23 protein-coding genes, 1 other RNA gene and 1 pseudogene are annotated in these 26,069 nt (G+C 60.1%); 11 read left to right on the forward strand and 14 right to left on the reverse strand.

The annotated features are described in order from the left end of the window. Window positions 1-525: 525 nt before the first annotated feature. The 4 genes from ACTH3D_RS05770 to ACTH3D_RS05785 all read right to left on the reverse strand — a co-directional run bounded on the left by ACTH3D_RS05770 (window position 526) and on the right by ACTH3D_RS05785 (window position 3,218). Window positions 526-1,353, reverse strand: a complete 828-nt coding sequence (locus ACTH3D_RS05770) for an alpha/beta hydrolase (protein WP_441666114.1) — start codon at window positions 1,351-1,353, stop codon at window positions 526-528. Window positions 1,354-1,452: 99 nt separating this feature from the next. Then, window positions 1,453-2,187 carry a 16S rRNA (uracil(1498)-N(3))-methyltransferase gene (locus ACTH3D_RS05775; RefSeq protein ID WP_441666115.1) on the reverse strand — a complete coding sequence of 245 codons (735 nt, stop codon included), beginning with the start codon at window positions 2,185-2,187 and terminating at the stop codon, window positions 1,453-1,455. Window positions 2,188-2,195: 8 nt separating this feature from the next. Beyond that, window positions 2,196-2,720: a protein-export chaperone SecB gene (secB, locus tag ACTH3D_RS05780; protein ID WP_441666116.1), complete on the reverse strand. Its 525-nt coding sequence runs from the start codon at window positions 2,718-2,720 to the stop codon at window positions 2,196-2,198. Between the two features lie 75 nt (window positions 2,721-2,795). Then, on the reverse strand, window positions 2,796-3,218 hold the full coding sequence (locus tag ACTH3D_RS05785; protein ID WP_441666117.1) for a rhodanese-like domain-containing protein: 423 nt from the start codon (window positions 3,216-3,218) through the stop codon (window positions 2,796-2,798). Between the two features lie 255 nt (window positions 3,219-3,473). On the opposite strand from ACTH3D_RS05785, the gene gpmI reads away from it, so the two are divergent. From gpmI to ACTH3D_RS05800, 3 genes are all read left to right on the forward strand, one after another. Beyond that, window positions 3,474-5,048 carry a 2,3-bisphosphoglycerate-independent phosphoglycerate mutase gene (gene gpmI, locus ACTH3D_RS05790; protein WP_441666118.1) on the forward strand — a complete coding sequence of 525 codons (1,575 nt, stop codon included), beginning with the start codon at window positions 3,474-3,476 and terminating at the stop codon, window positions 5,046-5,048. Between the two features lie 16 nt (window positions 5,049-5,064). After that, a complete protein-coding gene (locus ACTH3D_RS05795; protein ID WP_441666119.1) occupies window positions 5,065-6,228 on the forward strand; it encodes a murein hydrolase activator EnvC family protein in 1,164 nt (387 codons plus the stop codon). A gap of 103 nt (window positions 6,229-6,331) precedes the next feature. Beyond that, window positions 6,332-7,636, forward strand: coding sequence for a S41 family peptidase (locus ACTH3D_RS05800; RefSeq protein ID WP_441666120.1), 1,305 nt, complete (start codon window positions 6,332-6,334; stop codon window positions 7,634-7,636). A 15-nt stretch (window positions 7,637-7,651) separates the two neighbouring features. Here ACTH3D_RS05800 and ACTH3D_RS05805 read toward each other — a convergent pair whose 3' ends face one another. The 4 genes from ACTH3D_RS05805 to ACTH3D_RS05820 are packed head-to-tail and all read right to left on the reverse strand — an operon-like array spanning window position 7,652 to window position 12,217. Continuing rightward, window positions 7,652-8,959 (reverse strand): FAD-dependent monooxygenase, encoded by a 1,308-nt coding sequence (locus ACTH3D_RS05805; protein ID WP_441666121.1) that lies wholly within the window; start codon window positions 8,957-8,959, stop codon window positions 7,652-7,654. Further along, complete coding sequence (ubiH, locus tag ACTH3D_RS05810) at window positions 8,956-10,206, reverse strand: 2-octaprenyl-6-methoxyphenyl hydroxylase (protein WP_441666122.1); 1,251 nt, start codon at window positions 10,204-10,206, stop codon at window positions 8,956-8,958. Before ubiH ends, ACTH3D_RS05805 begins: the two co-directional genes overlap by 4 nt. Window positions 10,207-10,256: 50 nt before the next feature. Then, window positions 10,257-11,597: a Xaa-Pro aminopeptidase gene (gene pepP, locus ACTH3D_RS05815; protein WP_441666123.1), complete on the reverse strand. Its 1,341-nt coding sequence runs from the start codon at window positions 11,595-11,597 to the stop codon at window positions 10,257-10,259. Window positions 11,598-11,635: 38 nt separating this feature from the next. After that, window positions 11,636-12,217: a UPF0149 family protein gene (locus tag ACTH3D_RS05820; RefSeq protein ID WP_441666124.1), complete on the reverse strand. Its 582-nt coding sequence runs from the start codon at window positions 12,215-12,217 to the stop codon at window positions 11,636-11,638. 172 nt (window positions 12,218-12,389) lie between these two features. Here ACTH3D_RS05820 and ACTH3D_RS05825 point away from each other — a divergent pair, with 172 nt between their 5' ends. From ACTH3D_RS05825 to ACTH3D_RS05835, 3 genes are all read left to right on the forward strand, one after another. Then, window positions 12,390-12,677, forward strand: coding sequence for a cell division protein ZapA (locus ACTH3D_RS05825; protein WP_441666125.1), 288 nt, complete (start codon window positions 12,390-12,392; stop codon window positions 12,675-12,677). A 69-nt stretch (window positions 12,678-12,746) separates the two neighbouring features. After that, a non-coding RNA gene (gene ssrS / locus ACTH3D_RS05830) (6S RNA) lies at window positions 12,747-12,932 on the forward strand. A 21-nt stretch (window positions 12,933-12,953) separates the two neighbouring features. Next, window positions 12,954-13,595: a 5-formyltetrahydrofolate cyclo-ligase gene (locus ACTH3D_RS05835; RefSeq protein WP_441666126.1), complete on the forward strand. Its 642-nt coding sequence runs from the start codon at window positions 12,954-12,956 to the stop codon at window positions 13,593-13,595. A gap of 543 nt (window positions 13,596-14,138) precedes the next feature. Here ACTH3D_RS05835 and ilvA read toward each other — a convergent pair. After that, entirely contained in the window at window positions 14,139-15,707 is a 1,569-nt protein-coding gene (gene ilvA, locus ACTH3D_RS05840) for a threonine ammonia-lyase, biosynthetic (RefSeq protein ID WP_441666127.1), read from the reverse strand. A 125-nt stretch (window positions 15,708-15,832) separates the two neighbouring features. Between ilvA and rpiA the strand changes: the two genes are divergently transcribed. Then, window positions 15,833-16,507, forward strand: coding sequence for a ribose-5-phosphate isomerase RpiA (rpiA, locus tag ACTH3D_RS05845; protein WP_441666128.1), 675 nt, complete (start codon window positions 15,833-15,835; stop codon window positions 16,505-16,507). An 85-nt stretch (window positions 16,508-16,592) separates the two neighbouring features. On the opposite strand, the gene waaA is transcribed toward rpiA, so the two are convergent. From waaA to ACTH3D_RS05860, 3 genes are read right to left on the reverse strand one after another with little or no spacing between them, the layout of a single operon-like run. Next, window positions 16,593-17,891, reverse strand: a complete 1,299-nt coding sequence (gene waaA, locus ACTH3D_RS05850; protein ID WP_441666129.1) for a lipid IV(A) 3-deoxy-D-manno-octulosonic acid transferase — start codon at window positions 17,889-17,891, stop codon at window positions 16,593-16,595. Between the two features lie 7 nt (window positions 17,892-17,898). After that, the gene (gene hldE / locus ACTH3D_RS05855; RefSeq protein ID WP_441666130.1) at window positions 17,899-19,329 is read right to left on the reverse strand and encodes a bifunctional D-glycero-beta-D-manno-heptose-7-phosphate kinase/D-glycero-beta-D-manno-heptose 1-phosphate adenylyltransferase HldE; all 1,431 of its coding nucleotides are present in this window, start codon (window positions 19,327-19,329) and stop codon (window positions 17,899-17,901) included. Further along, a complete protein-coding gene (locus tag ACTH3D_RS05860; RefSeq protein WP_441666131.1) occupies window positions 19,319-20,416 on the reverse strand; it encodes a glycosyltransferase family 9 protein in 1,098 nt (365 codons plus the stop codon). The genes hldE and ACTH3D_RS05860 overlap by 11 nt, the downstream gene beginning before the upstream one ends. Here ACTH3D_RS05860 and ACTH3D_RS05865 point away from each other — a divergent pair. After that, window positions 20,415-21,152: a 3-deoxy-D-manno-octulosonic acid kinase gene (locus tag ACTH3D_RS05865; RefSeq protein ID WP_441666132.1), complete on the forward strand. Its 738-nt coding sequence runs from the start codon at window positions 20,415-20,417 to the stop codon at window positions 21,150-21,152. The genes ACTH3D_RS05860 and ACTH3D_RS05865 overlap by 2 nt on opposite strands. A gap of 61 nt (window positions 21,153-21,213) precedes the next feature. Here the strand turns inward: ACTH3D_RS05865 and ACTH3D_RS05870 are convergent, their stop codons facing one another. Further along, complete coding sequence (locus ACTH3D_RS05870; RefSeq protein WP_441666133.1) at window positions 21,214-22,386, reverse strand: glycosyltransferase family 4 protein; 1,173 nt, start codon at window positions 22,384-22,386, stop codon at window positions 21,214-21,216. A 38-nt stretch (window positions 22,387-22,424) separates the two neighbouring features. On the opposite strand from ACTH3D_RS05870, the gene ACTH3D_RS05875 reads away from it, so the two are divergent. The 3 genes from ACTH3D_RS05875 to ACTH3D_RS05885 are packed head-to-tail and all read left to right on the forward strand — an operon-like array spanning window position 22,425 to window position 25,919. Next, on the forward strand, window positions 22,425-23,525 hold the full coding sequence (locus ACTH3D_RS05875) for a glycosyltransferase family 9 protein (RefSeq protein WP_441666134.1): 1,101 nt from the start codon (window positions 22,425-22,427) through the stop codon (window positions 23,523-23,525). Beyond that, entirely contained in the window at window positions 23,522-24,313 is a 792-nt protein-coding gene (locus ACTH3D_RS05880) for a glycosyltransferase family 2 protein (protein ID WP_441666135.1), read from the forward strand. Before ACTH3D_RS05875 ends, ACTH3D_RS05880 begins: the two co-directional genes overlap by 4 nt. Beyond that, a complete protein-coding gene (locus tag ACTH3D_RS05885; RefSeq protein WP_441666136.1) occupies window positions 24,306-25,919 on the forward strand; it encodes a sulfatase-like hydrolase/transferase in 1,614 nt (537 codons plus the stop codon). Before ACTH3D_RS05880 ends, ACTH3D_RS05885 begins: the two co-directional genes overlap by 8 nt. Here the strand turns inward: ACTH3D_RS05885 and ACTH3D_RS05890 are convergent. Then, window positions 25,916-26,069 (reverse strand): annotated as a pseudogene (locus tag ACTH3D_RS05890) (lipopolysaccharide heptosyltransferase II); the annotation flags it as partial. The gene ACTH3D_RS05885 and the pseudogene ACTH3D_RS05890 overlap by 4 nt on opposite strands.

Raw genomic sequence — 26,069 nt, forward strand, 5'->3', positions numbered from 1 at the left:
ACCAGTGTGAGTAATGTAGGTCAGCGTCGGTAGATGTCGTTGCTGGACCGCTTACTTCGCTTCTGCTATATGATCCTCTAAAAAACCTGAGTGATTTCCTGTTTTGGTCTGTGCTATCAACTATCATCGCGGCTGTTGCACAGCTAACGATTGGGTTGTTTGGGAGCTACTGGCTTACTCTGGGCTCTCTCTGGCTTTCTTTTTTTGCGCTTTCCATTCTGATTGTTTCGCTTATTTTAATTAAAGAAAGCCTGAACGACTGGTTCAATTTCATAAACCATGCGGATGAGTGACGGTACAACAAGTAGTTGCAGTTCGTTCCGGCCCTGAAGGGCCTCCACCGGACGCCCTTTTCTCCGTTTTGCTACAAAAAGGTCGCCGCTGTGCTTCAGCGTTATATCAGGACTGTCTGAGCGTCCACTTCTGGCCGACAGCAGCCATGCCGCAGTGTTGAGTCAACTAAAACAGGACGGACTGCCAACTAAGCGTGGGTGTCATGTTACTCCACGAAAAACCCGAGTGAGTTTAGAGACCTTCCTCAAGAATGTCCTGCTCTCGCAAGAACTCGATCACTCGATCGAGATACCCCTCCCAATCCGGCGGGCAGTCGTTATGCCCGCAGTCCCAGGCCAAGAGCTCAGCACCGGCCACCTTCGCGAGCTGCTTTCCATGGCGAAACGGGATGATGCGATCCTGCCGACCGTGGGCCAGCAAGACTGGCCCTTTATAGGCGCGCAGCGCTGATTCGTTGTCAAAAGGATCACGCACCAGCCACGTCGGCACTGCGAAGGAACGCGCCATGGCCGGCACGCTGGTAAAGGTCGACTGAAGCACGATGACCGCCAGTTCACGCTGACGCGACAAGGCCGCAATCGCTCCGCCGCCCAGCGATCGGCCCATGCCGATAATCTGCTCAGCTTTCACATCCGGGCGTGCCGCCAGCCAATCATAGGCTTCAGTAAATATTGCCGTCATATTCACCTGGGTGGGTGATCCGGTAGAACGTCCATAACCGGGATACTCGACCAGCAACACATGCAAACCAGCTTCGCGCAAGGCGCCGAAATCATTCGCCAGCTCGTCAATAAACTCGGCATTACCGTGGGCAAAGATGATCGCTGGCGCGTTGCCTTCTTCTGATAGCGATGTTGCGAGCAGCAGCCAGGCCTCTACACGCGCATCATCTGCCTCGAACCAGGCCGTCTCGGCACCGTTTGGCGGCCCGAGCCTGACAGCCGGCTCCATGCCAGCGCCGGGAAACAGCATCGACCGCTGCTGGCTATAAAGCAGCGCCAGCCAGGCCCCATATGCCAGCAGCCCGATTGCGACAATCCATATCAGCGTCCGAATCACATCAGCTCCTCGTCTCCTGCAATGTCAGGATCCATTAGACCACTCCGGATAGCGAACGACAGCATGAGGTCGATGAAGATAAGCATTCAGAACAGTGCTTTACACATCCCCAAACCGGTCCTGCAGCAGCGCCAGCGCTACCACTGGCGCTGTTTCGGTGCGTAGGATACGTGGGCCGAGGGTGAGGGCGTTGAAGTCGGCGGCTTGGGCATTTGCCACTTCTGCGGCGCTGAGGCCGCCTTCGGGGCCGATCAGCAGGGCGGCGCTGGTGGGCGAGTCTTGGCGTTCCAGGGCGCCGGGGGTGCCGGGGTGCAGTACCAGCCGCAGCGGTTCATTGCGTTGAGCAAGCCAGTCAGCAAGCGCCATGGGCGGGTGAACCGGTGGCAGAGTAGCGCGGCCACACTGCTCGCAAGCGCTGGCGGCGACGGCCTGCCAGTGGGCCAGCTTCTTGGCTTCACGCTCGCCTTTAAGGCGCACGTCGCCATGTTCGGTGTACAGCGGTGTAATGGCGGCTACGCCCAGCTCGACGGCTTTCTGAATGGCGTAGTCCATGCGGTCACCCTTCGAGATCGCTTGGCCTAAATGTACCGCTAGCGGTGATTCGCCCTGTCCTTCAGCAACGCTTTCGACACGTGCCACTACGCGCTTGCGCTCGGCCTCGATCAGTATGGCGCGGGCTTCTGTGCCGTTGCCGTCAAACAGCGTCAGCGGTGCGCCTGGGCCGAGCCGTAGCACCCTTGCCACATGACGGGCCGGCCCTTCGGGCAGAACGACCTCGCCGCCGGCTATAAGCTCGGCGGCGAGGTAAATGCGCGGTCCACGAACCGTCGTCATCAGGTAGCTTACTCGGCCGAAGCCGCGTCGCCCTGCTGCTGCTCGGCTTCCTGCCTCTTGCGCTGGGCGTAGATGGCCTCGAAGTTGACCGGCGCCAGCATCAGCGGCGGGAAGCCACCACGGTTGACCAGGTTGTCAATGCACTCGCGGGCATAAGGGAACAGCAGGTTGGGGCAGAACGCACCCAGGGTATGATCCAGCTGAGCACCTTCGATACCACCGATACGAAACAGACCCGCCTGCTCCACTTCGGCGAGGAAGGAGGTCGCGCCGTCTTCGTTGTGGGTCACTTGGGCGGTCACCTTGACCACGACCTCAAAAACCCCTTCATCAATCTGGCGCTGGGTAGTGCTGAGGTCGAGGCCGACCTTGGGCTTGAAGCCCTGCTGGAACACCGCTGGCGAGTTGGGCGCTTCAAAGGAAATGTCCTTCACATAGACGCGCTGCATGGAAAACTGCACCTGCGGGCGCTCGGCTTCACCGGCCTGGCCAGCCTGTCCGTTGGCTGCATTCGGGTTGTTGTCTTCCGCCATGAATACTGTCCTTTTGGGTCAATGACTCGATATAGAGGTGGCTGGTTATTTCTTGATCGATTACTTTCTGAACGATTATTTTCTCACCAATGGCAGGCTATCAGACTGCCACTGCATGATGCCGCCCTGCAGCTTGAGGGCGCGCTCAAATCCGGCCTTGCTCAGCTTGGCCTGGGCAGCACCCGCAGCCTGGCCGGTCTTGCATACGATGATGATCGGCTTGCTCTTGAACTTGTTCAGTTCGCTCATGCGCTCATCCAGCCGGCTCTGGGGAATATTGCGCGCACCGGCAATGTGGCCGGTCTTGAAATCCTTGGCCTCGCGGGTGTCCAGCACCACCGCATCTTCGCGGTTGATCAGCTGGGTCGCTTCGCTGGTGCTCACGCCGTTGGACTGACCACTGTAGATTTCATAGGTAATCCAGGCCAGCAGCACCACAACAAAGGCACCCACCAGCAGCGGGTTATTCATTACAAATTCAATAATCTGGTCAATCATGACTTGGGCTAACTCTTGTCAGGTGCGCGGTAGTAATTCTGGTGATAACACAATGGCCGACGCGTCGGCGCGGCTAGTATACATGAAGCCGGCGCGCCACGAAGCCAAGGCCCGGCCAGCCAGACCTTGTGACTTGTGAACAGGCCCTGCCACATGACGTCCGGCAAGGCCATGCGATATGATGCCGTAAGCGAAGACAAGTCGCGACCCCGGCGACTCATGCTGCCGGGCTCTGGCTCCAACACGAGATGAACCATGACCGACGCTATGACCACCGCTCCGCGCCCCGTGGCGCTGATCATTCTTGATGGCTACGGCCACAATCCGGATGCCGCACACAACGCCATCATGGCGGCCAATACGCCCACCATGGACAAGCTGCAGCGTGAGCGCCCGACAACGCTGATTCATACCGATGGCCGCTTTGTGGGGCTGCCCGACGGCCAGATGGGCAACTCTGAAGTCGGCCATATGAACTTAGGCGCAGGACGCATCGTTTATCAGGACTTCACACGCATCACCAAAGCCATCGAGGATGGCGAGCTGGCCGACAACCCGGCGCTGACTGCCCCCATTGATGCAGCGGTGGCCGCCGACAAGGCAGTCCACCTCATGGGCCTGCTGTCGCCCGGCGGTGTGCACAGCCATGAAGACCACATGGTGGCGGTGGCCGAGCTGGCAGCTGCCCGCGGTGCCCAACGGATTTATCTGCATGCCTTTCTGGATGGCCGCGATACGCCACCGCGCAGCGCCCAGGCTTCCATTGAGCGGCTTAACGCTCGCCTGGCGGAGCTGGTCGGCGCCGAGCAGGGCTTTATCGCCTCGTTGATCGGACGCTATTTCGCCATGGACCGCGACAACCGCTGGGATCGCGTTGAGCAGGCCTATCGTCTGATTACCGAAGGCCACGCCGACTACCAGGCCTCAAGCGCCCTGGCTGGCCTGCAAGCGGCCTACGCCCGTAACGAGAACGATGAGTTCGTCACCGCCACCGCCATCACCCCCAACGGTGAGCCCGTGCCCGTGGAAGACGGCGATGCACTGCTGTTCCTCAACTTCCGCTCCGACCGTGCCCGGGAGCTGAGCCGTGCCTTCGTCGATGACGATTTCACCGGTTTCAACCGCCAAGTGCGCCCGCAACTGGCCGGTAACGGCCTGGTCAGCCTGACCCAATACGCTGCCGACATCGCCACCTCCATCGCCTTCCCACCGGCCACGCTCAACAACACCCTGGGCGAGTTGATGGAGCAGCGCGGCCTGACCCAGCTACGCATTGCTGAGACTGAGAAATACGCTCACGTGACGTTTTTCTTCTCCGGTGGCCGCGAGGAAGAATATCAGGGCGAAACCCGCATTCTGGTGCCCTCGCCCCAGGACGTAAAAACCTACGACGAAAAGCCCGAAATGAGCGCCGTCGAGGTCACCGACCGGCTGGTCGAGGCCATCGAGTCCGGCGACCATGACCTGATCGTCTGCAACTACGCTAACGGCGACATGGTCGGCCATACCGGCGACTTCGATGCCGCCGTTGCGGCCATTGAAGCCGTAGATGCCTGTGTGGCCCGCGTTGTCGAGGCCATTGAGAAGGTCGGCGGCGCCTGCCTGGTCACCGCCGATCACGGCAATGCCGAGCAGATGGTCAACCCGCTCACCGGCGCCCCCCAAACGGCTCACACCACCTTTCCCGTGCCGCTGGTCTATGTTGGCAAACGCCCGCTTGAGCTGGAGTCTGGCGGGCGGCTGTGCGATATCGCCCCTACGCTGTTAACGCTGATGGAACAGCCGGCACCGGCTGAAATGACTGGCCGCTGCCTGATCCGCGAGGCCTGAGGGAGTGTCATTGGCCTTGGCCCAACGTCCACGCCTGAGAACAGCGCTGATGGCAGTGACGCTTGGGCTATGCCTGACACCCTTGCTGGCAGTATCTCAGGATATCGGCCAGGACGTTGATCAGGCCAAGGCCAAACTGGATGACATTGGCCAGCAGATCAAGAGCGCCAGCCGTGACCTAGCCAACACGGACTCCGCCCGCGACAGTGCCAGTGCCGAGTTGCGCTCACTGGAAACCGAGCTGGCCGAAACACATCAGCGCCTGACAGCACTGCAAGCAGAGCAGACTACGTTGGAGCAGAGCATCAGTGAGCTACAGGGCCGCCAAGAGCACCTGAACGCAGCCCGGGATGAACAGCTGGCCGCGCTGGCGGAACAGCTGGATGCCCTGTACCGGCTGGGCCATACACCGCAGCTTAAACTGTTGCTCAATCAAGACGACCCGGCACAACTGGATCGTATCCAGACCTACCTCAACCACCTCACCAGAGCGCGCCAGAAAATTCTCGACAAGCTGGCACAGCTGGAAGCCGCCGTGACCGAAAACAGCAGGAAACTCAGCGAGCGGCACAAAGAGCTGGATACTCTGGCTGAAGCTCTGGAGCAGAGCAGCGCGGACCTCGCTCGCCAAGTCGTGCAGCGTGAAACATTGGTCAAGCGGCTGGATGCCCAGTACGCCACCGAGGAAGCGCGCTTGGTCAAGCTGGATCAGGACCGTGCCCATGCCGAGCGTATCCTGCAGCAGGTTCAGGAAAAACTCGCACAGCTGGATCGCCCGCCGCCTTCCACCGGCATCGAGCACACCCGCGGCGACCTGCCCTGGCCCACCCAGGGGCGCATTACCTCAAGTTTTCGTCATGGCCGAGGAGTACACCGTAACGGCCTAGTTATTGCAGCAGGTGAAGGCACGCCAGTTACTGCGGTGCATGCCGGGCGTGTGGTGTTTGCTGACTGGATGCGCGGCTTCGGCAACATGCTAATCATCGACCACGGTGACAACGTGATGACGCTGCACGCCCACCTGCAGCATTTTGCGGTAGAGGTTGGCCAGCCGGTGCAGCGCGGCAATGCGCTGGGCGCAGTGGGTACCACTGGCGGCCAGAATACCGCCAACCTGTACTTTGAAGTACGTCGCAACGGCAAGCCCATCAACCCCAGCCAGTGGATGGCACGCCGCTGACTTGGGGCACAGGATCAAAGGCCACAATGCTGCCCGGCTATTCCCAGTCCGTCAGCTGCGCGCTATGCTGCCGACACACTCGCTTTAACTCATGAGAGCCTGAATGCCTTCTCGCCTCTTTGCCAGCCTGCTCCCCGCATCGCGCCTTGCCGCTGTGTGGCTGAGTGCCAGCCTGCTGGTTCTGCCGCTGGCCGCTACTGCCCAGCCGTCTAACGACTCCGACCTGCCGGTGGCCGAAATCCAGGCTTTTGCCGAAGTTTTCGAGCGCATCAAACGCGCCTATGTCGATGAAGTGGACGACGCCACCCTGCTACGCAACGCCATGCGCGGCATGCTCAACGAACTCGACCCCCACTCGGCTTATCTTGATGCCAAAGCCTTCCGTGACATGCAGGAAAGCGCCAAGGGCGAGTTTGGCGGCGTCGGCGTTGAAATCGGTAAACGTGATGGCCAGCTCATGGTAATTACACCGCTGGATGACACACCGGCAGCTCGAGCCGGCATCATGGCCCGCGATGCCATCCTACGTATTGACGACACCCCCACCGAAGGCCTGTCGTTGCAGGAAGTTCTGGAGATCATGCGCGGCGATGCTGGCACCAGCCTTGAACTAACCATCATGCGTGACAGTGAAAGTGCCCCCCGCATCTTGACCCTTAAGCGCGAAATCATCAGCACCCGCAGCGTCAAGCACGACCTGCTGGCACCAGGCTATGGCTACCTGCGTATCAGCCAGTTCCAGTCCAACACGGGTGAACAGGTCAACGATGCGCTTGAAACCCTGGCCGCCACTGGCGACCTCAAGGGGCTGGTGCTTGATCTGCGCAATAACCCCGGCGGCGTGCTTCAGGCTGCGGTCGAGGTATCTGACAGCTTTCTTGAAAGCGGTCTGATCGTTTATACCGAAGGACGTCTGCCGGATATCGACCAGCGCTTTTCGGCTACCGCCACTACCGCTGCCCCGGATCTTCCGCTGGTGGTGCTGATCAACGATGGCAGCGCTTCGGCGGCAGAAATCGTTGCCGGTGCCATCCAGGATCAGCGACGCGGCGTGGTAATGGGCACCGAAAGCTTCGGCAAAGGCTCTGTGCAGCAGCTGATTCCGCTGGGTGAAAATGAAGGGCTGAAGCTAACCACGGCGCTCTATTACACGCCCAGCGGCCGCTCGATCCAGGCACGGGGCATTATCCCCGACGTGGAAGTGGTGCGCGGTCGTCTTGAGGTCTCCGAAGATGCCTCACTGCGCCTGCGCGAGGCGGATCTTGAAGGCCACCTCAAAGGCAACAACGAAGATCCCGAGCACAATGTGCTTAGCTCTCGGCTAAAGGACGACTACCAGCTGGGCGAGGCACTGAACCTGCTCAAGGCGCTGGATGTGCTCGGCGAGCGGGCGCCGGGGCGGAACTGATCCCCGGACACCCCACTAGCGCGGTCCACCGCGACACGACAGCGGCAAACGACCGCGCTGACCGCTGGCCTGCTGCAGAAGCAGGCGCTTGATGAGGCCAAAACGGTCAACACCGGACATTCCCAGGTTGCGCGCGATGGTCAGCGCCGGGTGCTCAGCAGCAAACAGCCGCCAGAAGCTCTCCATCAGCTTGAGCATCGAGGCGTTGTCGCCGCGCCGCCGGCGCGCATAGCGCTCCAGGCTCAGCGGGTGACCAGCGGGAAGCCCACGCCCCCGGGCCAACAGCCATTCCTCAGCCAGCACGGCAGCATCCATCAGCCCCAGATTGACACCCTGCCCGGCCAGCGGATGAATGCTGTGGGCGGCATCCCCCACCAGCACCAGCCCCGGCAAATGGTATTGGTCGGCATGGCGCTGCGTCAGCGGCAGCCCGTAAGCACGGTCAATGGCGTGAGTCTCTCCCAGCCGGTGGTCGATACCCGCCGCCAGCGCTGGCCCTAGGTCTTCCGCAGAGAGCGCCTGCAGTTGCTGCGCGTGCTCCGGCGTCGTAGACCAGACAATCGAGCAGTAGTGCGAATCGCCATCCACCGTTAGCGGCAGAAACGCCAGCGGGCTGCCCTCCACAAACGCCTGGCGAGCCACGCCGCCATGGGGGCGCTCATTTTTGACCGTGGTCACTACGGCAACATGGCCCGTATCCTGGCTCTGATAGCCAATACCGGCCATATCACGCAGGGCAGAGCGAGCACCATCAGCAGCCACGATCAGCGGCGCGCTAATGCGCTCGCCGCTCTCCAGCACCAGCTGATAGCCTTCGGTTTCGTCGTCGCCATAACAGACGAACTGCTGTTCAAGGCCCGACACCCTCATCCCGAAGCGCTGCTGCACATTGGGCAGCTCGGCCAGGCGCGCCTCAAGCGCGGCAACCACCACGTCGTTTTCGACAATATGGCCCAGCACCGGAAGACCGGCCTGTTCGCCAACGAAGCTCACCTCGCCACTGCCCTCGGCATCCCACACTTGCATGGCGTCGTAGGGCGTGGCACGTCGCGCGACAATGCCCGACCACACATCCAACCACTCCAGCAGACGTTGCGACACCGGAGAAAGCGCGCTGACTCTTACTGCGGGATGACCGCGCCCGACCGTCTGGCTATCCAGCGGCGCATCGCGCGCATCCAGCAGCAGCACGCGAATACCTTCAATTCCCAGCAGGCAGGCCAGACTGGCGCCCACCATGCCACCGCCGACAACCACAACCTCTGGCGGCGGCTGCTCGCCTTGGGTCACCTTATCCGTTTCGCTGTGCCCTGTGTCGCTCACCGCAATACCCCCATGGCCCGGCGGGCCAGACCGTGTCTCAATGGCCCCGTGAGATTGAACCCTACCAGCCCTGCCGCCCGAGCATGGGACAGCAGGGCATGCTCAACACCAAACAACCGGATCAAACCGTCGCTGAAGCGGATTACGCCTTCACGATCCGCGTCTCGGCGGGCCTCAAAATCAAGCAGTGTAGCGAGGCTGCCGAGGCGTGCGCCCTGCCCAAGCTCTTGTGTCTTTTCCAGCTCGTCAGACAGCGCCGCTACCAGGTCCATGACGCCACGCAGCGCCAGGTTAAAACCCTGCCCGGCAACTGGGTGCAAGGCATGGGCAGCATTCCCCAGCACCGCCAGCCCCGGGCGCGCCGTCTCTTCAGCAGTAATCAGGCTAAGCGGGTAAGCATAGCGCTTGCCGACGCGCCGGAAACGGCCGACGCGATCACCGAAAGCGATCTGCAACTGCTGAAGGAAATCACCGTCGGACAGTGCCATGCGTTGTTGCTCGCAACCTTGCTCATGCGTCCAGATCAGCACCATGGTCTGACCAGACATTGGCAGCAGCGCAATGGGTCCCTCATCGGTAAAGCGCTCGTAGGCAGTCCCTTCGTGGGGACGGCTCACCTCGACGATAGTAATCAGTGCTACCTGGTCGTAGCCGCGCTCCTGACTGTGGATACCCAGTTTTTCCTTGAGTCCTGAACGTCCGCCATCGGCCAGTACCGTCAGCCCCGCTTCCAGGCGACTGCCATCCGACAGCGTGAGCAGATGCCCAGCAGCGACTGGCTGAATGTCCTCAACCCGTGCCGGACAGTGCCAGTCCAGCGGCAATTCAGCCAGTCGCCGGTGGAGCACCTGGCCCATCCAGGCATTAGGAATCACATAGCCCATGGCCTGCTGGTCAAGATCTTCGGCGCGCAGCCGCGCCGCACCCAGGCGACCCCGTTCACTGATGTGAATACAGCGAATCGGCGTGGCCTTCTCTGCCATGCCGCTCCACAGCCCCAGGTTCATGAAATGCTGTGCCGAGCCCAATGCAATGGCACTGGCCCGAGCATCAAAACTGGGCTGCCCATCCAGCCCGCTAACGTCAGTCGGCGACGGCAAGGGGGCAGCCTCAATAACCGCGACCGACAGCCGGTACCGTTCGATCAGCTCGGCTAGCGCACAACCCAGGCTCGCGCCGACCAGACCGCCACCAATAATTGCCACATCGACTCGCTGCGTCACGGGTTTTTGCTCATCCTCACGCATGGCGCGCCTCCTGGCCATAATGTAATTACGTAATATAAAAACAAATGCTGTCAGATTGCTCTTCCACGGGCCATTAACTGCTCAATATCAGCCACCTGACTTGGCACCTGGGAAGTGAGTACCTCGCCGCCCGATGGAGTGACCACCACATCGTCCTCGATACGAATGCCTATTCCCCGGTATTCCTCAGGAATATCCGGTAAGTCTGGGATATACAGCCCCGGCTCGATGGTCAGCGCCATCCCTGCCTCTAGCCGCCGCGGCTTACCGTTTTTCGTATAGCCGCCGACATCGTGCACATCCAGCCCCAACCAATGCGACGTGGCATGGGGGTAAAAACGGCGACAGGCACCGTGAGCCAGACAATCTTCCAGCTCGCCTTCCAGCAATCCCAAGGCAAGCAGCCCCTCGGTCAGGTGGCGCTGCACCAGTGCGTGGATTGCCGGCAGCGTGGTGCCTGGGCGAACGGCGTCCAGTGCTGCCTGCTGGGCGCCTAGTACAACCTCATACAGGGCTCGCTGAGGCTCAGTGAAGCGCCCATTGACCGGAAAAGTGCGGGTGATATCTCCCGCATACAGCTGATATTCCGCCCCGGCATCGATCAGCACCAAGTCACCGGCGCGCAGCGGCGCGTCATTCTCAATGTAGTGCAGCACACAGGCATTATTGCCACTGGCCACAATGCTGTCGTATGCGCCACCGTTGGCGCCCAGCCAGCGAAACTCATGCTCTAATTCGGCCTGTAGTTGGTATTCCATCAGACCGGGTCTTGCGCTAGCCATCGCCCGGCAATGCGCTCGGGCAGAAATGTGTGCGGCGTAACGCAACAGGCTCAGCTCTTCATCGCTCTTGATCAGTCGCTGTTCGTGCAGGATCTCAGCCATGTCGCTCAAGACTATCGGCGAGTCTGTCTCACGTCGCGATGTCAGTTTGACGCGCAGCGACTTCGCCAGCGCCATGGCGTCGCTGTCATCCAGCGCGAGGTACCAGTTTGTGCGCCCGGCCAGCAGCTGCGGCAATTCAACATCACGCGCGGCATTCTCGAAGGCCTGGTCCACGCCATACTCAGCCATCGCACGTTCGGCACCGATCCGGCGGCCCGTCCAGCGTTCCATGTCAGGATCGCGTTCCAAACAGAACAGTATGGCCTCACCTCCCTCATGACCCGGCAGCAGCACTAGTAGGGCATCGGGCTCGGGAAAGCCGGTAAGGTAGTGAAAGTCACTGGCCTGGCGAAACGGGTATTCAGTATCCGCAGAGCGTACCTTAAGCTGCGCCCCGGGAATCAGCACAGCGGCATTGTTGGCAAGCCCGGCCATCAGCCGCTGCCTTCGCCGGGCGAAAGCTCCGGCCTGAAGCGGCGGTGGCGGCGGCAACAACGAAACATTCATGTCAGGGTCCCGGTGGTCAATGAAAGCATTCGACAGACCTAGTGGTGCGTTTCAGTGCCATCGGAGCGCTCGACCTGGGGCACCCCGGGATGCTGCTCGGTATACAGCAACATCGCCGCCATGCGCGCGTGCTCGGTCAGGGCGAACAGATCACCTTCATTTTCAGCACTGTCGTCAATGTCAGTTTCCATTTCAGACAGCCCGCGCAGATCGTCAATGGCTTCACGCAGATCGCTTGACCAGCGGGCGCTGACCTCTTCGTCAGCGTCATCGACGACCTCCAGAAAGCCCTGGGACCACTCCTTGAGGCCCTGAGCCTGCTCCGCCAGGGAAAACAGGTCATCTGGTAGCAGCGGCTCAAACTTCAGCTCACTGGCCGCCAGGCCTTCCAGCGCCTGGCGTCGCCAACCAAGCAAGTGCTCAGCCGACGCTTTGTCTCTGGGCTGCTCAACGCCCAGGTTCGAGCAGACGGCGTCAAGCCAGGCTTCGGCGCTCAGATCATGCAGCGCCAGCTCGGCGCTGAGGCGGCCATCTAGAAAGGCCGGTGACTGCAGGCTGCCATGCAGCAAAAATACATTGGCAATGGTGGAGAAATCTTGGGGTTCGTCGATCAGGGACATAGTGGTATCCGTGCTGGGAGGCCGCCTACCGCGTTGACCGCGGTTGAGCGGCTCTCTTATAGTGGCTCGCATAGAGTAACGTGTATATTCCACCCTAGATGTTAACGCATCGGGCCACCCGGACGCGCACCCATCAAGCTGTCACGCCCGCGGCCCACGCCGGAGCCCCGCAATGACCGACGCCCAGCGGCCAACAATCGACATTACCCTTCTCGATAGGCAGTACACTATTGCCTGTCCGGAAGACAAGCAGGACCAACTGGATCGCGCCGCACACTATCTCGATCGTGCCATGCAAGGCATCCACGCGCAGCGCAAGGGGATGGACCGCGAGCGAATCGCCATCATGTCAGCACTTAACATCGCTAATGAACTGCTTGAAGTGCTGGATGAACGGCGAGCCAGCGAACAAAACCTGACCGAACTTACCGAGCGCCTTGACCGTGTACTGACCAAATAACCGAGCCGCTAGAATCCCGAGCTTTAGCACGCCCCTTTGGCACCACCGGCAGTTCTGCTAGGATAGAGGAGTTCCCTGGGGTGTTTGCCAGTTGTTCATCGTCCCTCGAGCCTATGCGTAGTACCCTGGAGGCCAATAGCTAGTCGATCCTGTGTGCATGTCCGTGCGACGGAAAGCCTGACGGATTGACTGCTGGCCACCACCTTGAACCAGTGGGTTCAAGGGCCAGAACAGCAGCGGCATCTTGGGGAACCCCTTTTCTGGATAACAGCGCGGATGACACAGCAGTCACAGACTCTCGACACCCAACATCAGCAAGACCGCCGCTCCCTGCGCCACTATCTGCGCCAACAACGCCGTGCGCTAAGCTCCAGCCAACAGTCAAACGCCTCTGTTCGCCTGACACAGCGCCTGCGCCAGCTGCCTGACATTCAGCGCGCCCGCCATCTGGCACTTTACCTACCCAACGATGGCGAGATTGATCCCACGCCTTTGCTTTCCTGGCTGAAGCCTCGGGGCGCCCGAGTTTATTTGCCGGTACTCAGGCCGCTGGCAGAGAACAGCCTATGGTTTGTGCATTGCCATCCTGGCACTCCAATGGTAACCAATCGATTCGGCATCCCAGAGCCCTGTACGCGCCACGCTGCCCATCCTTCGCACCGACGCCCGGTGTGGGCGTTAGACGTGATTCTGCTGCCGCTGGTGGGATTTGATGAAAACGGCGAACGCCTAGGCATGGGCGGCGGCTTCTATGACCGCACCCTGGCCAGGCTTCGAAATGGCGGCCCACGCCCCCGGCTGATCGGCGTTGCTCATGACTGCCAGGGCGTCGAGCGCCTGCCAACCGCGCCCTGGGACATACCGCTGGATGCCATCGCCAGTGATAGCCGACTCATCATTCCCGAGCGTCACAGATAAACTGGTTGCCTCTGGCAAAAAAAGCGACCGCAGTTAATACTGCGGTCGCTTTTTTGTCGGGGCTTCGTAGATCAGGCTTATTGCGATAACGCTCTTTCAAACGGGCTGGCTATCCGACCAATGCCTGGGCATAGCCTGTCGCTACAACGCCGAGTGCAAATACCATTACAAGAACCATGATCATGTCAGGTTTACGGTTCATTATCGGCGCCTATACCTGTTTAATTAAAAAGATTAATGAAAACTTACGTAAATCGTGTGAGCCAGCGTCACTGGCCCTTTTTCCACGCGTGAGATTAACCAATGAATGCAAGTATGACAACAGCCATTTTCATGAGTTGAGCAAATTTTTCTTCGTCATGCCAACGGGTTAACAATAGATCATATTTTGTTGATTAAGTGCACCGCTAACTTGGCTAATCAAAACAACCAACCTCACAACAGCACCATAATAAGACAAGCAGCAAAGCCAAAGGTTCAGCCCTGCACTGTATTAACACAGGGCCGATGTAACAAGCTACTCAGCAGTAGTAAGCGCTCACTTCAGGCCATGAATAGCTTGTAAGCCGGATTTTCTGACTCTTTCCAGTAGCGGTAGCCAATCGCATCAAAATAGCTTTCAACATTTTCCCTATCGCCATTAGGCACCTGCATGCCGACCAGGACCCGACCAAATGCCGCTCCGTGGTTACGGTAGTGGAATAGCGAGATATTCCAGTCTTGGGGCAGATGCGTCAGAAAGTTCATCAAAGCCCCGGGGCGTTCAGGGAACTCAAAGCGGTACACCTCTTCTTCAAAGTGCTGCTGTGGACGCCCCCCCGCCAGATGACGGAGATGAAGCTTAGCCAACTCATTATCGGTCAGATCCTCGACCGGGTAGTCCGCCTCACGCAGCCGCTCAATCAATCCCTGGCGATCCTTTCCACCCGGTTTGACCTGCACACCGACAAAAATGTGCGCTTGGTCCTGGCCTGCGTAGCGGTAAGCAAACTCCGTGACCATGCGCTTGCCGATAGTGCGGCAGAACTTCTTGAAGCTCCCGGGCTTTTCGGGAATGACCACCGCGAGTATTGCCTCGCGCTGCTCGCCAAACTCGGTGCGCTCGGCAATATGCTGTAAACGGTCAAAGTTGGTGTTGGCACCGGAGTTGATACATAGCAGTGTCTGATCCTCGACACCATTCTGCTGGATATATTTCTTGAGACCGGCCAGTGCCAAGGCACCAGACGCCTCGGCCACAGCGCGGGTATCTTCGAAAATATCCTTGACCGCCGCACAGATCTCATCGGTATTGACGGTAATCACGCCGTCGATCAGGTCACGCATCAACGTAAAAGGCACTTCACCAATCTGTGCTACCGCCACGCCTTCGGCAAAGACCCCCACCTGATCGAGCACCACGCGTTCACCAGCCTCCAGCGCTGCCTTGAGACAGGCACTGTCTTCCGACTCAACGCCGAAAACTTTGATCTCGGGGCGCAGGTATTTCACGTAAGCCGCAACCCCTGCAATCAGTCCACCGCCTCCCACCGGCACAAAGATAGCATCCAGCGGACCAGCATGCTGGCGCAGGATTTCCATCCCCACGGTACCCTGGCCGGCGATAACATCGATATCATCAAAGGGCGGAATATAGGTGTAGCCGTGCTCCTCAACCAGCTCCTGTGCATGCTCAGCGGCAGCAGCAAAGGCATCACCCTTGAGCACCACTCTGGCCCCCCGGGAGCGTACGGCTGACACCTTAATATCCGGCGTAATACGTGGCATGACGATGGTCGCCTTCACGCCCATTAGTTTGGCCGCCATAGCCAATCCCTGGGCATGGTTACCTGCTGAGGCGGCAATCACACCCTTGGCCTTTTGTTCGTCTGTCAGCTGCGCCATCTTATTGTAGGCGCCACGAATCTTGAACGAGTAAACCGGTTGCAGATCCTCGCGCTTGATCAATATCTGATTATTGAAACGGCGCGACAGAAATGGAGCCGGTGAGATGGGTGTTTCGTGTGCGGCCTCATAAACATGGGCCTTGAGAATCTTCTTGACGGTGGCTTCGAGCATCCTGGTATCCCGATGGGTAACGCGAGCAGGCCGCAGTCGCGGCCGAGGTGTCATAAATATGCAGCGAGGGGGAAAACCCCTATTGGTAGCACTGAAATAACCTTACCGTCCAGCATACCGGATCTGGCTCGCTTATAATGTCTGCGTATTTGCCATCTAACGTACAAGTGAGCCTTTCCATGACCCAGGACGAACTCAAAGACGCCGTGGCCGCTGCGGCCATTGACGAGATCCGCCCGCTGTTTGGACGCGATGTCGTTATCGGCATCGGCACCGGCTCCACGGCCAATTTTTTCATCGACCGCCTGGCCGCTTTACGCAGCGACTTTCGCGGTGCAGTCGCCAGCTCTGAGGCCAGTGCCAAACGCTTGCGCGATCACGGTATCGACCTGTTCGAGCTCAACGAAACCGGCACCCTTCCTGTGTATGTAGACGGCGCAGACGAAGTGAACGCTCACTTACACATGATCAAAGGGGGCGGCGCGGCGCTGACTCGCGAGAAGATCGTGGCTGCCTGCGCCCAGCATTTCATCTGCATCGCCGACGCCTCAAAACGGGTTGAGCGCTTGGGTAACTTCCCGCTACCAGTCGAGGTCATTCCCATGGCCCGCTCCTATGTCGCTCGTGAGCTAGCGCTGCTGGGTGCCGAACCGGTCTACCGCATGGGTACGCTGACCGACAACGGTAACCAGATTCTCGACTGTTATGACTTTGCCATAGACGACCCGTTGGCCATGGAAGCACGGATTAACGCCATCGTCGGCGTAGTCACCAACGGCCTGTTCGCCGCCCGAGGTGCTGATCTGCTGCTGCTAGGAGGAGAAGACGGTGTGAAGAGGATCGCCGCCGTTTGATGTGACAGAAAACACCAATATCACCGCCGCTGCGCGGCGGTTTCGCGATGTAAACATCGCTCCCACAAAAACCAGCTCCGAGGCGCTATTCAGATGTTGGCAGCAGCACCTCAAGCCCGGCCAGGGTGCGCTCAAGGGCACCTCGGTTGGCCTCTACCACGCACTGGCCAGCATCACCCAGCTGGCGACGGGCAACCGGGTCGTTCAGTAAACGAACCAGCACCTCTGCTAATGCCGTTTCATCAGCAACTTCGACCAGTGCATCAGCATCATGCATCACCTCGGCTACATCGCTGAAATTGGCCAGCTGTGGACCACTGATGACGGGTATGCCAAAAGCCGCCGGCTCCAGCAGGTTGTGTCCGCCCACCGGCACCAAGCTGCCGCCGACGAAGGCCAACTGCCCAGCGCAGTACAACGCCTGCAGCTCACCCATGGTATCGCCCAAATAGATTGCGGTTTCACCATCCGGTAGTTCGCCCAGGGAGCGACGCGCCAGCGTGAAGCCTTCATCGCGGCACAGCTGTGCTACTGCCTCAAAGCGCTGGGGGTGGCGCGGCACCAGAATCAGCAGCGCATCGGGTAGCTGCTCTCGCAGCGCTCGATGGGCAGCCAACAGCTGCTCGTCCTCACCGGGGTGGGTTGAACCAGCAACCCAAACGGGACGCTCATCCATCAATGAAAGCAAGTGCTTACTTACCTGAAAAGTACCGCCGTTTGTATCGATATCAAATTTCAGTGACCCAGTTACCTGAGATTTTTCCGCAGCCATACCCAGCCAACGGAAACGCTCAATGTCTGAATCAGCCTTGGCTCCCAGCCAGCTCACATGGGAGAGCGCCTCACCCATCAAGCGCCGCACCTTGCGATAGCCGACAAAGGCGCGCTCAGAAAGTCTGCCGTTGACCACCGCTACCGGCACGCCACGACGCTCACAGACCGCCAGCAGGTTGGGCCACAACTCGGTTTCGAAAAATATCGCCAGCGCGGGACGTAGACGTGTCACAAAGCGGCGAGAGGCAAACGGGAAGTCCAGCGGTACAAAGTGATGGCGGATCATGGCGTCACTGTTCTTGGCCAAGGACAATGCCTGCTCAGCGCCGGTAGCCGTCATGGTAGTGATGGTCAGTGGCCGCCCTGGATACTGCTGACGAAGTGCCTCAATCAGAGGTCTCGCCGCCATCACTTCGCCAACTGACGCACAGTGCAGCCATAGTGGGTGCTCACTAGCAGCGATATGATCAGGCGTGACGGGGATGTAGCCCAGCCGCTCAAGACGCGACCGGCCGGGCAAATGCTCACGCCAGACCCGGCGCCACACTAGCGGCGACAATGCGAGTAACGCACCGCTATACAGCCGCCGAATCCAGGGATGGCTGGCCATTGGTTGTCTAGCGCTCGCGGTCGAGGATGGTCGAAATCATCGCGGTAGTGGACACGCCATCCTCAAATTCAAGTACGCGTACCTCCCCCCCCGCAGCATGCACGGCCTCGCCGCCGGCAATGTCTTCGGGACGATAGTCGCCACCCTTGACCAGCACATCCGGCAGCACGGCTTCGATCAGCCGCTGGGGGGTGTCTTCGCTAAAGGGCACAACCCAGTCGACGGCACCGAGTCCGGCCAGCACCTGCATGCGTCGCATCAGCGGGTTAATCGGCCTTGCCGGGCCTTTAAGGCGCACCACCGAGGCGTCATCGTTAACCGCCACAATCAGCCGCTCGCCCAACCGGCGCGCCTGCTCCAGATAGGCCACATGACCGGCATGGAGGATGTCGAAGCAGCCGTTAGTCATCACTACCCGCTCACCACGGGCCTGGGCAGCCCTGACCGCAGCCAGCAGTGCGGTCTCTTCGATGACACCATACTCGCCGAGCTTGTTACCGTGCAGGGCGGTGTACAGTTCGGCAATGGACAGCGTTGCGGTGCCCGGCTTAGCGACGACCAGACCCGCGGCCAGGTTAGCCAGCAGCATGGACTCAGGCCAGCCATGCCCTGCCGCCAGCGCCAGGCCCAGTACGCCAATCACAGTATCACCAGCGCCGGTGACATCGAACACTTCGCGAGCCCGGGTGGGCAGATGCACGGGCTCATGGCCTTCGCTAACCAGTGTCATGCCTTTTTCGCTGCGGGTGATCAGCACGGCTTCGAGGTCGAGCTCGACACGTAGCGCCTCGCCACGGGCCGCCAGAGTGACATCGTCGGGGCAGTGCCCTACCACGGCTTCAAACTCTGTCAGATTGGGCGTGATCACACTGGCACCGCGATAGCGGGCAAAGTCGCTGCCCTTGGGGTCGACCAGCACACGCTTGCCCAGCGAACGTCCCAGGGCTATCAGGCACTGCACGTCGGACAGCGTGCCCTTGCCGTAGTCGGAGAGGATCATCAGATCGGCTTCGGGCAGTGCCGCCTCGACCCGTGCCGTCAGCTGGGCAGGATCGACTTCCTCCAAGCCTTCCTCGAAATCGAGCCGGATCAGCTGCTGGTTGCGGCTCATCACCCGCAGCTTAGTAATTGTTGGTATAGCGCTGCTTCGAGCGAAGTGAGTACTTACACCGGCATCATTTAGACGCTGCTCCAGACGCTCGGCATTTTCGTCATTGCCAACCAGTCCGGCCAGCCCGGCTCGGGCACCAAGGGAGGCAATATTCAGCGCCACGTTGGCCGCGCCGCCGGGGCGGTCCTCGGCCTCACCGACGCGCACCACCGGCACCGGTGCCTCGGGCGAAATCCGTGAGGTGGCGCCGTGCCAGTAGCGATCAAGCATCACATCACCCACCACCAGCAGACGTGCATGCTCCAGAGCGGTCAGATCAAGCTTCATGGGAAGGCTCCGTTATCTTGCGGTTCTCAGAAGCGGCCAGTACCGCCTCGAGCTTGTCGATCACATCATCCGCCGTTATCAGCGACATGGCATCCGGATGGCGGACCCGCTGACCCCAGGGAATAGTTTCGGGATCCTTGTGCAAGTATTCACGCACCGCATCGGGGTAGCGGTTGACCACAAAGTCACGCCAGCGCCAGGGGCCAGCCCGCTCCGGGTTGGTGGTAGCAAACAGCCCTACCACCGGCGTATTAAGCGCGTTAGCCATATGCACCGGACCAGAGTCCGGGGCCACCACGGCCCGCGCCCGGGCAATCAGCGCCAGCAGACCCTTAAGCGAGGACTCGCCAATCAGGTCGAGCACCGCGCCCGGCTGAGAAAGTTCAGCGATACGTTGACCCACCTCACGCTCCTCGGTGCTGCCGCCGCCGGTCAGCACGGTGGTTAGGCCATGCTGCACCCAGAGGTGTTCTACCACCGAGGCATAGCCTTCGGCAGACCAGTTGCGGAAATTGCGCAAGCGTGGATTGGCGCAGGGGCTCATCAGCACATAGGGCGTGCTGCCGGTCAGCCTGGTGGCCTCTTGAAAGGCCGTGTCAGGAATGGCCAGATCCCACTCAGGTGTCAGGTCGTCAACGCCCAGTAGCCGGGCGAAGTCCATGAAGGAGTCCAGCACATGAGCACGTGGGTGGGGCACCAGATGACGCTGAGTAAACCAGTGCTGGGCATCCTTGGCTCGCGCCTTATCATAGCCCACGCGCACATCGGCCTTTAGGCCCAGCGACAACACGCTGGCCCGCAGCGCCTGTTGCATGTGCAACAGCACATCGAAACGTGTGTCGGCCAACTCACGCCACAGGGCGCGCATGCCGGACAGCCCACTGGCCTTGTCGTAAACGACAAGCTCGACCCCGGATAGGCCCGACAGTAAACTATACTCGCCCTTGCCGACGATCCAGGTAATTCGCGCCTCGGGCCACTGGCGCTGAAGAGCACGCACCGTTGGCACCAGATTACAGACATCTCCCAGAGCCGAGAGTCGCAGCACGCCGATATGTGCAGGCCGAGCGGGCAGAGGATGCTTCATGCGATTGGCAACGTATCAGACAAGAAAGACCTGCATTCTATATGATGCGGAGCGTTTATGTGACGCTCAGGGGTCTCCACGCATCGCCCCTGAGCACTTCGAGCCGGACCACTGGCGAACCCGGGGTGCTGTGCTGGGTGAGGCGCCGGGCCGGGGCAGCAGTGTGTTTATTGACCCGGCTGATCTGAGCACAGACAACGCCTGGGTACTGCGCCCTTACCTACGCGGTGGCATGGCTGCAAAGGTCAGTCGGAAGCATTATCTGTGGACTGGGCTTGAGCGTACCCGCGCCTTTCGTGAAATGCGCCTACTGGCTGAACTTTACCTGCAGAAGCTGCCGGTACCAAGACCGGTAGGCGCTTGCATTACCCGCACCCAACTAGCCTGGACTGGCGCGCTGATAACAGTACGTATCCCCCAGGCCCGCACGCTGGCCGACAGGGTAATGGAGAGCAGCGCCGACACGGCGCTGCTCGAGCGTGTCGGCAGCGTTATTCGCCGCTTTCACGAGGTGGGGCTCGATCATGTCGACCTCAACGCTCGTAATCTGCTGATCGACGCCAAGGACAACGTCTGGCTGATCGACCTGGATCGCTGTCGGTTACGCTCACCTGGTCGCTGGCAGTCGGCCAACCTGGCACGGCTGGGGCGTTCACTGGCCCGTTTTGATCGTGCTTCTGACATGGTCATGGCAGATATCCAGCTGGGCTATCGTAACCTCCCCTCCACACCCTAACGCACCACATACTGATCACCTCAAGCGAAGTAAGCACTCACTTCAACTGCTGAGCCATTATTCACAATGACTCAGTATAGGCTTCAACCAGCCGTGCCACATGGCGCTGCTGGGTAAAGTCACGCTGCACCCGCTCTCGGCCTGCTTCTCCCAGCTGGCGACGAAGATCGGCATCCTGAATCAATTCCTGCATGGCCTGGGCCCAGCCGCCAGCATCTTCAGGGTCAACCCGTCGCCCGAAGGTGTCATCAACCAGCTCAGCGATAGCCCCACTGTCAGCACCGATCACCGGACGCGATGCAGCCATGGCTTCGATCACTGTCAGTCCGAAGGCTTCATTGCGCGAAGGCACGCAGACAATATCCAGCACCTCCAGGCAACGCGGCAAATCATCACGAAACCCGGTAAAAGTAACCAGATCGCCGAGCCCAGCCTCAACCACCCGCTGGCGCAGCTCAGTCACCAGGTCCTCATGACCGCCCTGCTCAGCAGTGAGCCCACCGATGACAATGGCATGCCAGCGCTGCTCGGTAGACATTTCAGCCAGCCGCTCCAGCGACTCGATGAACACCCGCTGGCCTTTGCCTGGTGTGATACGCCCCGGCAGGCCAATCGCCACGGCACCTTCGGGAATGCCCAGCTCGCGACGCAAGGCTTCACGTGCGGTGGCGTCCAGGCTGGCATCATAGGGAGTCACATCAATACCCAGGTACAGACGCTCGATGCGCTCGGGTGGCAGCGGGAATGCAGCCATGTTGCGCTGACGGGTCGTCTCGCTAATGGAAAACAGTCGCGTTACTCGACCATAGGCCCAGCGGTGGTAGATATCGCGCTTGGGCCGCGTCACTCCCATGTGGTCCGTAAAAAACAACTGCAACTGAGGATTAAGGCTAACTAACAAAGCACCCAGGCGTAGGTCGCTAGACTTGTGACAGTGCACAACGCGGATATCATGGGCTTTCAGGTAGTCGAGTATCGATTTCACCGACAGTAGCGCCCGGGGGCGCGAAGCCACCGTCAGAGGCTCGATGCCTGCGCGACGCAGGCTGTCAGCCACAAGCGAACCTTCAAGCGCTAGGCCGTGGGCCTCCCACCCCTGGCGCTCAAGCTCCGGTATAATCCGGGCAGGATACATCTCCAGTCCGCCCCAGCCGCTCGAGAGACACACATGCATGGCCTTGCGAGAAACAGACCCATGAGATCCGTCTTTATTAATCTCTGCTTTAATGGACAAGGCGTCCTCCTTGACGGAGCCGGGACACGGGAGCCCCGATGAAAAATACTCAAACCGCAGGCCACAGCAAGATACTGGTGGTCCGCAACGATAAGCTGGGCGACTTCATGCTGGCATGGCCAGCGCTGGCGACACTTAAAGCCGCTACACCCAAGCCGCATATTACCGCGCTGGTCCCCAACTATACCGCAGCCCTGGCCAGAGCCTGCCCGTGGATCGATGACATCATTCTTGATCCGGGCGACCAGGCCGACACCGAGGCGCAACGTAGGCTGCGCCACGAAGTGGCCGGGCGCGGCTTTGATGCGCTGCTGACGCTGTTCTCCACGCCTCGCATCGGCTGGCTTGGCTGGCGGTCTGGAATCCGGCTGCGCCTGGCTCCCGCGACCAAGTGGGCACAGCTATTCTACAACCGGCGTATTACACAACGCAGGTCGCGCTCGCTGAAACCCGAGTACATCTACAATATTGAACTGGCCGAAGCCTTGCTCAGCGAACTCGGTATGGCGGTGCCCGAGCGTCTCGCCCCGCCCTACTGGCCCATGGCGGAAGACCAGTACAAGCGGCAGCGTCGAGCCATTGCCCAAACACTTGGGATAAGCGCTGACGACAGCTCCGACACGCCCTGGATCTATCTGCATCCCGGCAGCGGCGGTTCAGCGGTCAACCTGACTCCCCGAGCCTATGCCCTGCTGGCACAGGATGTGGATGGCCGCTGCCGCTCAGCCGGCCTGACCCCGCACTGGATCATTACCTCAGGTCCTGGCGAGGAAGCCATCGCGGACTCGCTGTGCAGAACCTTACGGGACTGCCATCTGGAAGCCTGTCGTTTGCCGCCGGGCAGCGGCATTGTCACCTTTGCTCATCAGCTATCGGCAGCAGACCTGTTTATCGCCGGCTCTACCGGGCCACTGCATATCGCTGCCTGTCTCGATCGCCCTACCGCCGGCTTCTATCCATCGCGGCGCTCGGCCACACCGCTGCGCTGGCAGACCTGCAATCAGGCAGCGCACCGACTGGCCTTCTGTCCACCCACTGATGCTCATGAAGCAGACATGACGGCCATTGACCTGCCGGCTGCCGCAACACAGATTGCCCAGCAACTGATCGACACCTTCAACCAGGAGACCAGTGAATGACGCCCATCACCGGCATTATCATCACGCTCAACGAAGCAGATAACGTCACAGATTGCATCGCTTCACTGGCGCTGGTGTGCGATGAAATCATCGTGGTCGACTCCGACAGCCAGGATGACACTGTGGAACGGGCAAAGGCTGCTGGCGCCCGGGTAATACACCAACCCTATCTGGGTGACGGCCCACAGAAAGCTTTCGCGGTTCCCCAAGCTAAAAACGACTGGATTCTGGCACTGGATGCCGATGAGCGCCTCGACGACGACGCCATTGCAGCAATACGCGGCCTGATGTTGGATGACCCGGCCACGGCCTATCGTTTCAGGCGGCGCAACTTCGCCGGCCATCACTGGGTGAAAGCCGCCGGCTTCTATCCTGATCCGGTCACCCGACTGTATAACCGCACCACTTCGGGCTATCTGCCCAAAAAGGCGCACTCCTCGGTCAAGGCGCCGAAAGTAGTCGATCTCAACGCCCATATCCGCCACTTTACCTATGGTGACCTGTCGCACTGGATTACCCGCATCAACCAGCTTTCCAGCCGTGACGCCTGGGCCATGAAGGAACGCGGCAAGGGACCATCAGACTGGCGGCCCGCTGTGCATGCGATCAGTGCCATGTTGCGTAAATTGATTCTCAAGGGAGGCATCTTCCAAGGTGCTGATGGCTTTACCGTGGCCATCACCACGGCATTTCATGCCCACATGAAATATGCCAAGCTCAACGAGCTGTATGAAAACGAGCGCCTGGCAAACCACAGTGAGCCGACTAACCCGGATAGCAATGGCTAAGCATTTACTGACCCACCCACGCTGGTGGGTGTTACTGACACTCGGGCTGGCGATCGGCTATAGCGCCGTTGCCACTACCCTGCTGCACACCCTGACACTGGTGCCAATCACCGCTGGCTGGCTGCTGCTGGCCTACCGGATGCACTGGGCCAGCGCCACAGCGCCGCTACCAGCCCGCGGCTTGCCCTGGTCGCTGCTGCCACTGACGTTCTGGGGCATCTACGTTTACCTGGCAGCCAGCTTCGGCATCGTCGACCTAGGCGCAGTCTTCTTCCATCTCCAGGCTGGCATCAGCCATCACGGCGGCGGTAAGCGTATTGTCGACGCGCTACTGTACAGCGTGTCGGTGCTGGCGGTACTGGTCGCCTTCACCTGGCTGATACGCCACGACGCCCGCTGGCAACGCCTTGAGCGTTGGCTAGCACTGCTTTTGCTGGTCAGCAATCCGCTGCTGTACGGCATCAGCCAACGCAGTGCGGCCATTGTCACCGAGGACGGCGCCTGGCTGGAGCGCCGCTATGTGCCGCCGGTCATCCATCAGGCACCAGAGACACCACCCAACCTGTTACTGATTTATCTTGAAGGCCTGGAACGTACCTACGCTGACCCCCAGCGCTTTGGCGACAGCTATGCGCCTCTCGACGCCCTGGGTCAGGGCGGGATGGTCTTCGAGGGGGTACGCCAGATCGATAACACCGGCTGGACCATGGCTGGCATGATCGCCAGCCAGTGTGGCACGCCGCTGATGCCCGCCGGCCTGCTGCATGACAGCCAGTTTCAGCCGCTGGACCAGGTGGTGCCCGGCGTCGACTGCCTGGGCGACCTGCTCAGCGAACAGGGATATCAACTGACCTATATGGGCGGCGCCAGCTCCGACTTTGCAGGCAAGGGCAAGTTCTATCGTGGTCACGGTTTTGACAAGGTAGAAGGACGGGAAAGCTTGGCACCCCGGCTGGATAACCCGGAATATCTCAACAGCTGGGGGCTATACGACGACAGCCTGTATGACTTCAGCGTGAAGGAAATTCGCCGCTTGAATGACGGCGACAAGCCTTGGGCGCTGGTCAACCTCAGCGTTGGCACCCATCCGCCCTATGGCTTTCCGGCACACAGCTGCACCGAGCGTCAGGGTGAGCATGACGGCGTGGATATCCTCTATAGCGTGGAGTGCGGAGCCTGGCTGGCCAGATCGCTGATCGAGCGGCTTTATGCAGAGGGCCTGCTAGACAACACCCTGGTGGTGATTGCCAGCGATCATCTGAGCATGAAAGCATCAGCCTGGGATCAGCTGATGCTCAGCCCACGGGCCAATACCTTCATGATGCTGGGCAAGAACATCCCACCACGCCGCTTTCAGGTCGAGGCCTCCACCATGGATCTGCTGCCGACCATCCTTGAGGGCATGGGGTTTGATATCGAGCGCCACCGTGCCGGGCTTGGTGTGTCTCTGTTGTCAGGACAACCGACGCTAGTCGAGCGCTACGGTGTCGAGGTGCTCAATACGCGCATGCGCGAGGAAACCGCCCTACACGAGCGTCTGTGGGAGGGGCTGGCTATTCCCAATGCGAAAGAAGGTGCAGGGAACACGGGGTCAACCGCGAACTAATCCGCCACAATCGCTTGCAGCAAGCGCTCGGGGCTGATGTGATTCAGGCAGTTGGTATGCCCCAGAGGACACACTCGCTGAAAACACGGCGAGCAGTCCAGAGCCAGATAGTGGATCTCGGCTTTGCTGGTCAGCGGCGGCGTATAGGCC

The sequence above is a fragment of the Halomonas sp. genome, from assembly GCF_052095765.1.
In the GTDB taxonomy this organism is placed as follows: Bacteria; Pseudomonadota; Gammaproteobacteria; order Pseudomonadales; family Halomonadaceae; genus Halomonas.

Excerpts from the sequence above, each read along its gene's own strand:
- ACTH3D_RS05775 (WP_441666115.1), bottom strand. The coding sequence starts at position 2,187 with ATGACGACGGTTCGTGGACCGCGCATTTACCTCGCCGCCGAGCTTATA.
- secB (WP_441666116.1), bottom strand. The coding sequence starts at position 2,720 with ATGGCGGAAGACAACAACCCGAATGCAGCCAACGGACAGGCTGGCCAG.
- ACTH3D_RS05785 (WP_441666117.1), bottom strand. The coding sequence starts at position 3,218 with ATGATTGACCAGATTATTGAATTTGTAATGAATAACCCGCTGCTGGTG.
- gpmI (WP_441666118.1), top strand. The coding sequence starts at position 3,474 with ATGACCGACGCTATGACCACCGCTCCGCGCCCCGTGGCGCTGATCATT.
- ACTH3D_RS05800 (WP_441666120.1), top strand. The coding sequence starts at position 6,332 with ATGCCTTCTCGCCTCTTTGCCAGCCTGCTCCCCGCATCGCGCCTTGCC.
- ubiH (WP_441666122.1), bottom strand. The coding sequence starts at position 10,206 with ATGCGTGAGGATGAGCAAAAACCCGTGACGCAGCGAGTCGATGTGGCA.
- pepP (WP_441666123.1), bottom strand. The coding sequence starts at position 11,597 with ATGAATGTTTCGTTGTTGCCGCCGCCACCGCCGCTTCAGGCCGGAGCT.
- ACTH3D_RS05820 (WP_441666124.1), bottom strand. The coding sequence starts at position 12,217 with ATGTCCCTGATCGACGAACCCCAAGATTTCTCCACCATTGCCAATGTA.
- ACTH3D_RS05825 (WP_441666125.1), top strand. The coding sequence starts at position 12,390 with ATGACCGACGCCCAGCGGCCAACAATCGACATTACCCTTCTCGATAGG.
- ACTH3D_RS05835 (WP_441666126.1), top strand. The coding sequence starts at position 12,954 with ATGACACAGCAGTCACAGACTCTCGACACCCAACATCAGCAAGACCGC.
- ilvA (WP_441666127.1), bottom strand. The coding sequence starts at position 15,707 with ATGACACCTCGGCCGCGACTGCGGCCTGCTCGCGTTACCCATCGGGAT.
- rpiA (WP_441666128.1), top strand. The coding sequence starts at position 15,833 with ATGACCCAGGACGAACTCAAAGACGCCGTGGCCGCTGCGGCCATTGAC.
- waaA (WP_441666129.1), bottom strand. The coding sequence starts at position 17,891 with ATGGCCAGCCATCCCTGGATTCGGCGGCTGTATAGCGGTGCGTTACTC.
- hldE (WP_441666130.1), bottom strand. The coding sequence starts at position 19,329 with ATGAAGCTTGATCTGACCGCTCTGGAGCATGCACGTCTGCTGGTGGTG.
- ACTH3D_RS05865 (WP_441666132.1), top strand. The coding sequence starts at position 20,415 with ATGCGATTGGCAACGTATCAGACAAGAAAGACCTGCATTCTATATGAT.
- ACTH3D_RS05860 (WP_441666131.1), bottom strand. The coding sequence starts at position 20,416 with ATGAAGCATCCTCTGCCCGCTCGGCCTGCACATATCGGCGTGCTGCGA.
- ACTH3D_RS05875 (WP_441666134.1), top strand. The coding sequence starts at position 22,425 with ATGAAAAATACTCAAACCGCAGGCCACAGCAAGATACTGGTGGTCCGC.
- ACTH3D_RS05880 (WP_441666135.1), top strand. The coding sequence starts at position 23,522 with ATGACGCCCATCACCGGCATTATCATCACGCTCAACGAAGCAGATAAC.
- ACTH3D_RS05885 (WP_441666136.1), top strand. The coding sequence starts at position 24,306 with ATGGCTAAGCATTTACTGACCCACCCACGCTGGTGGGTGTTACTGACA.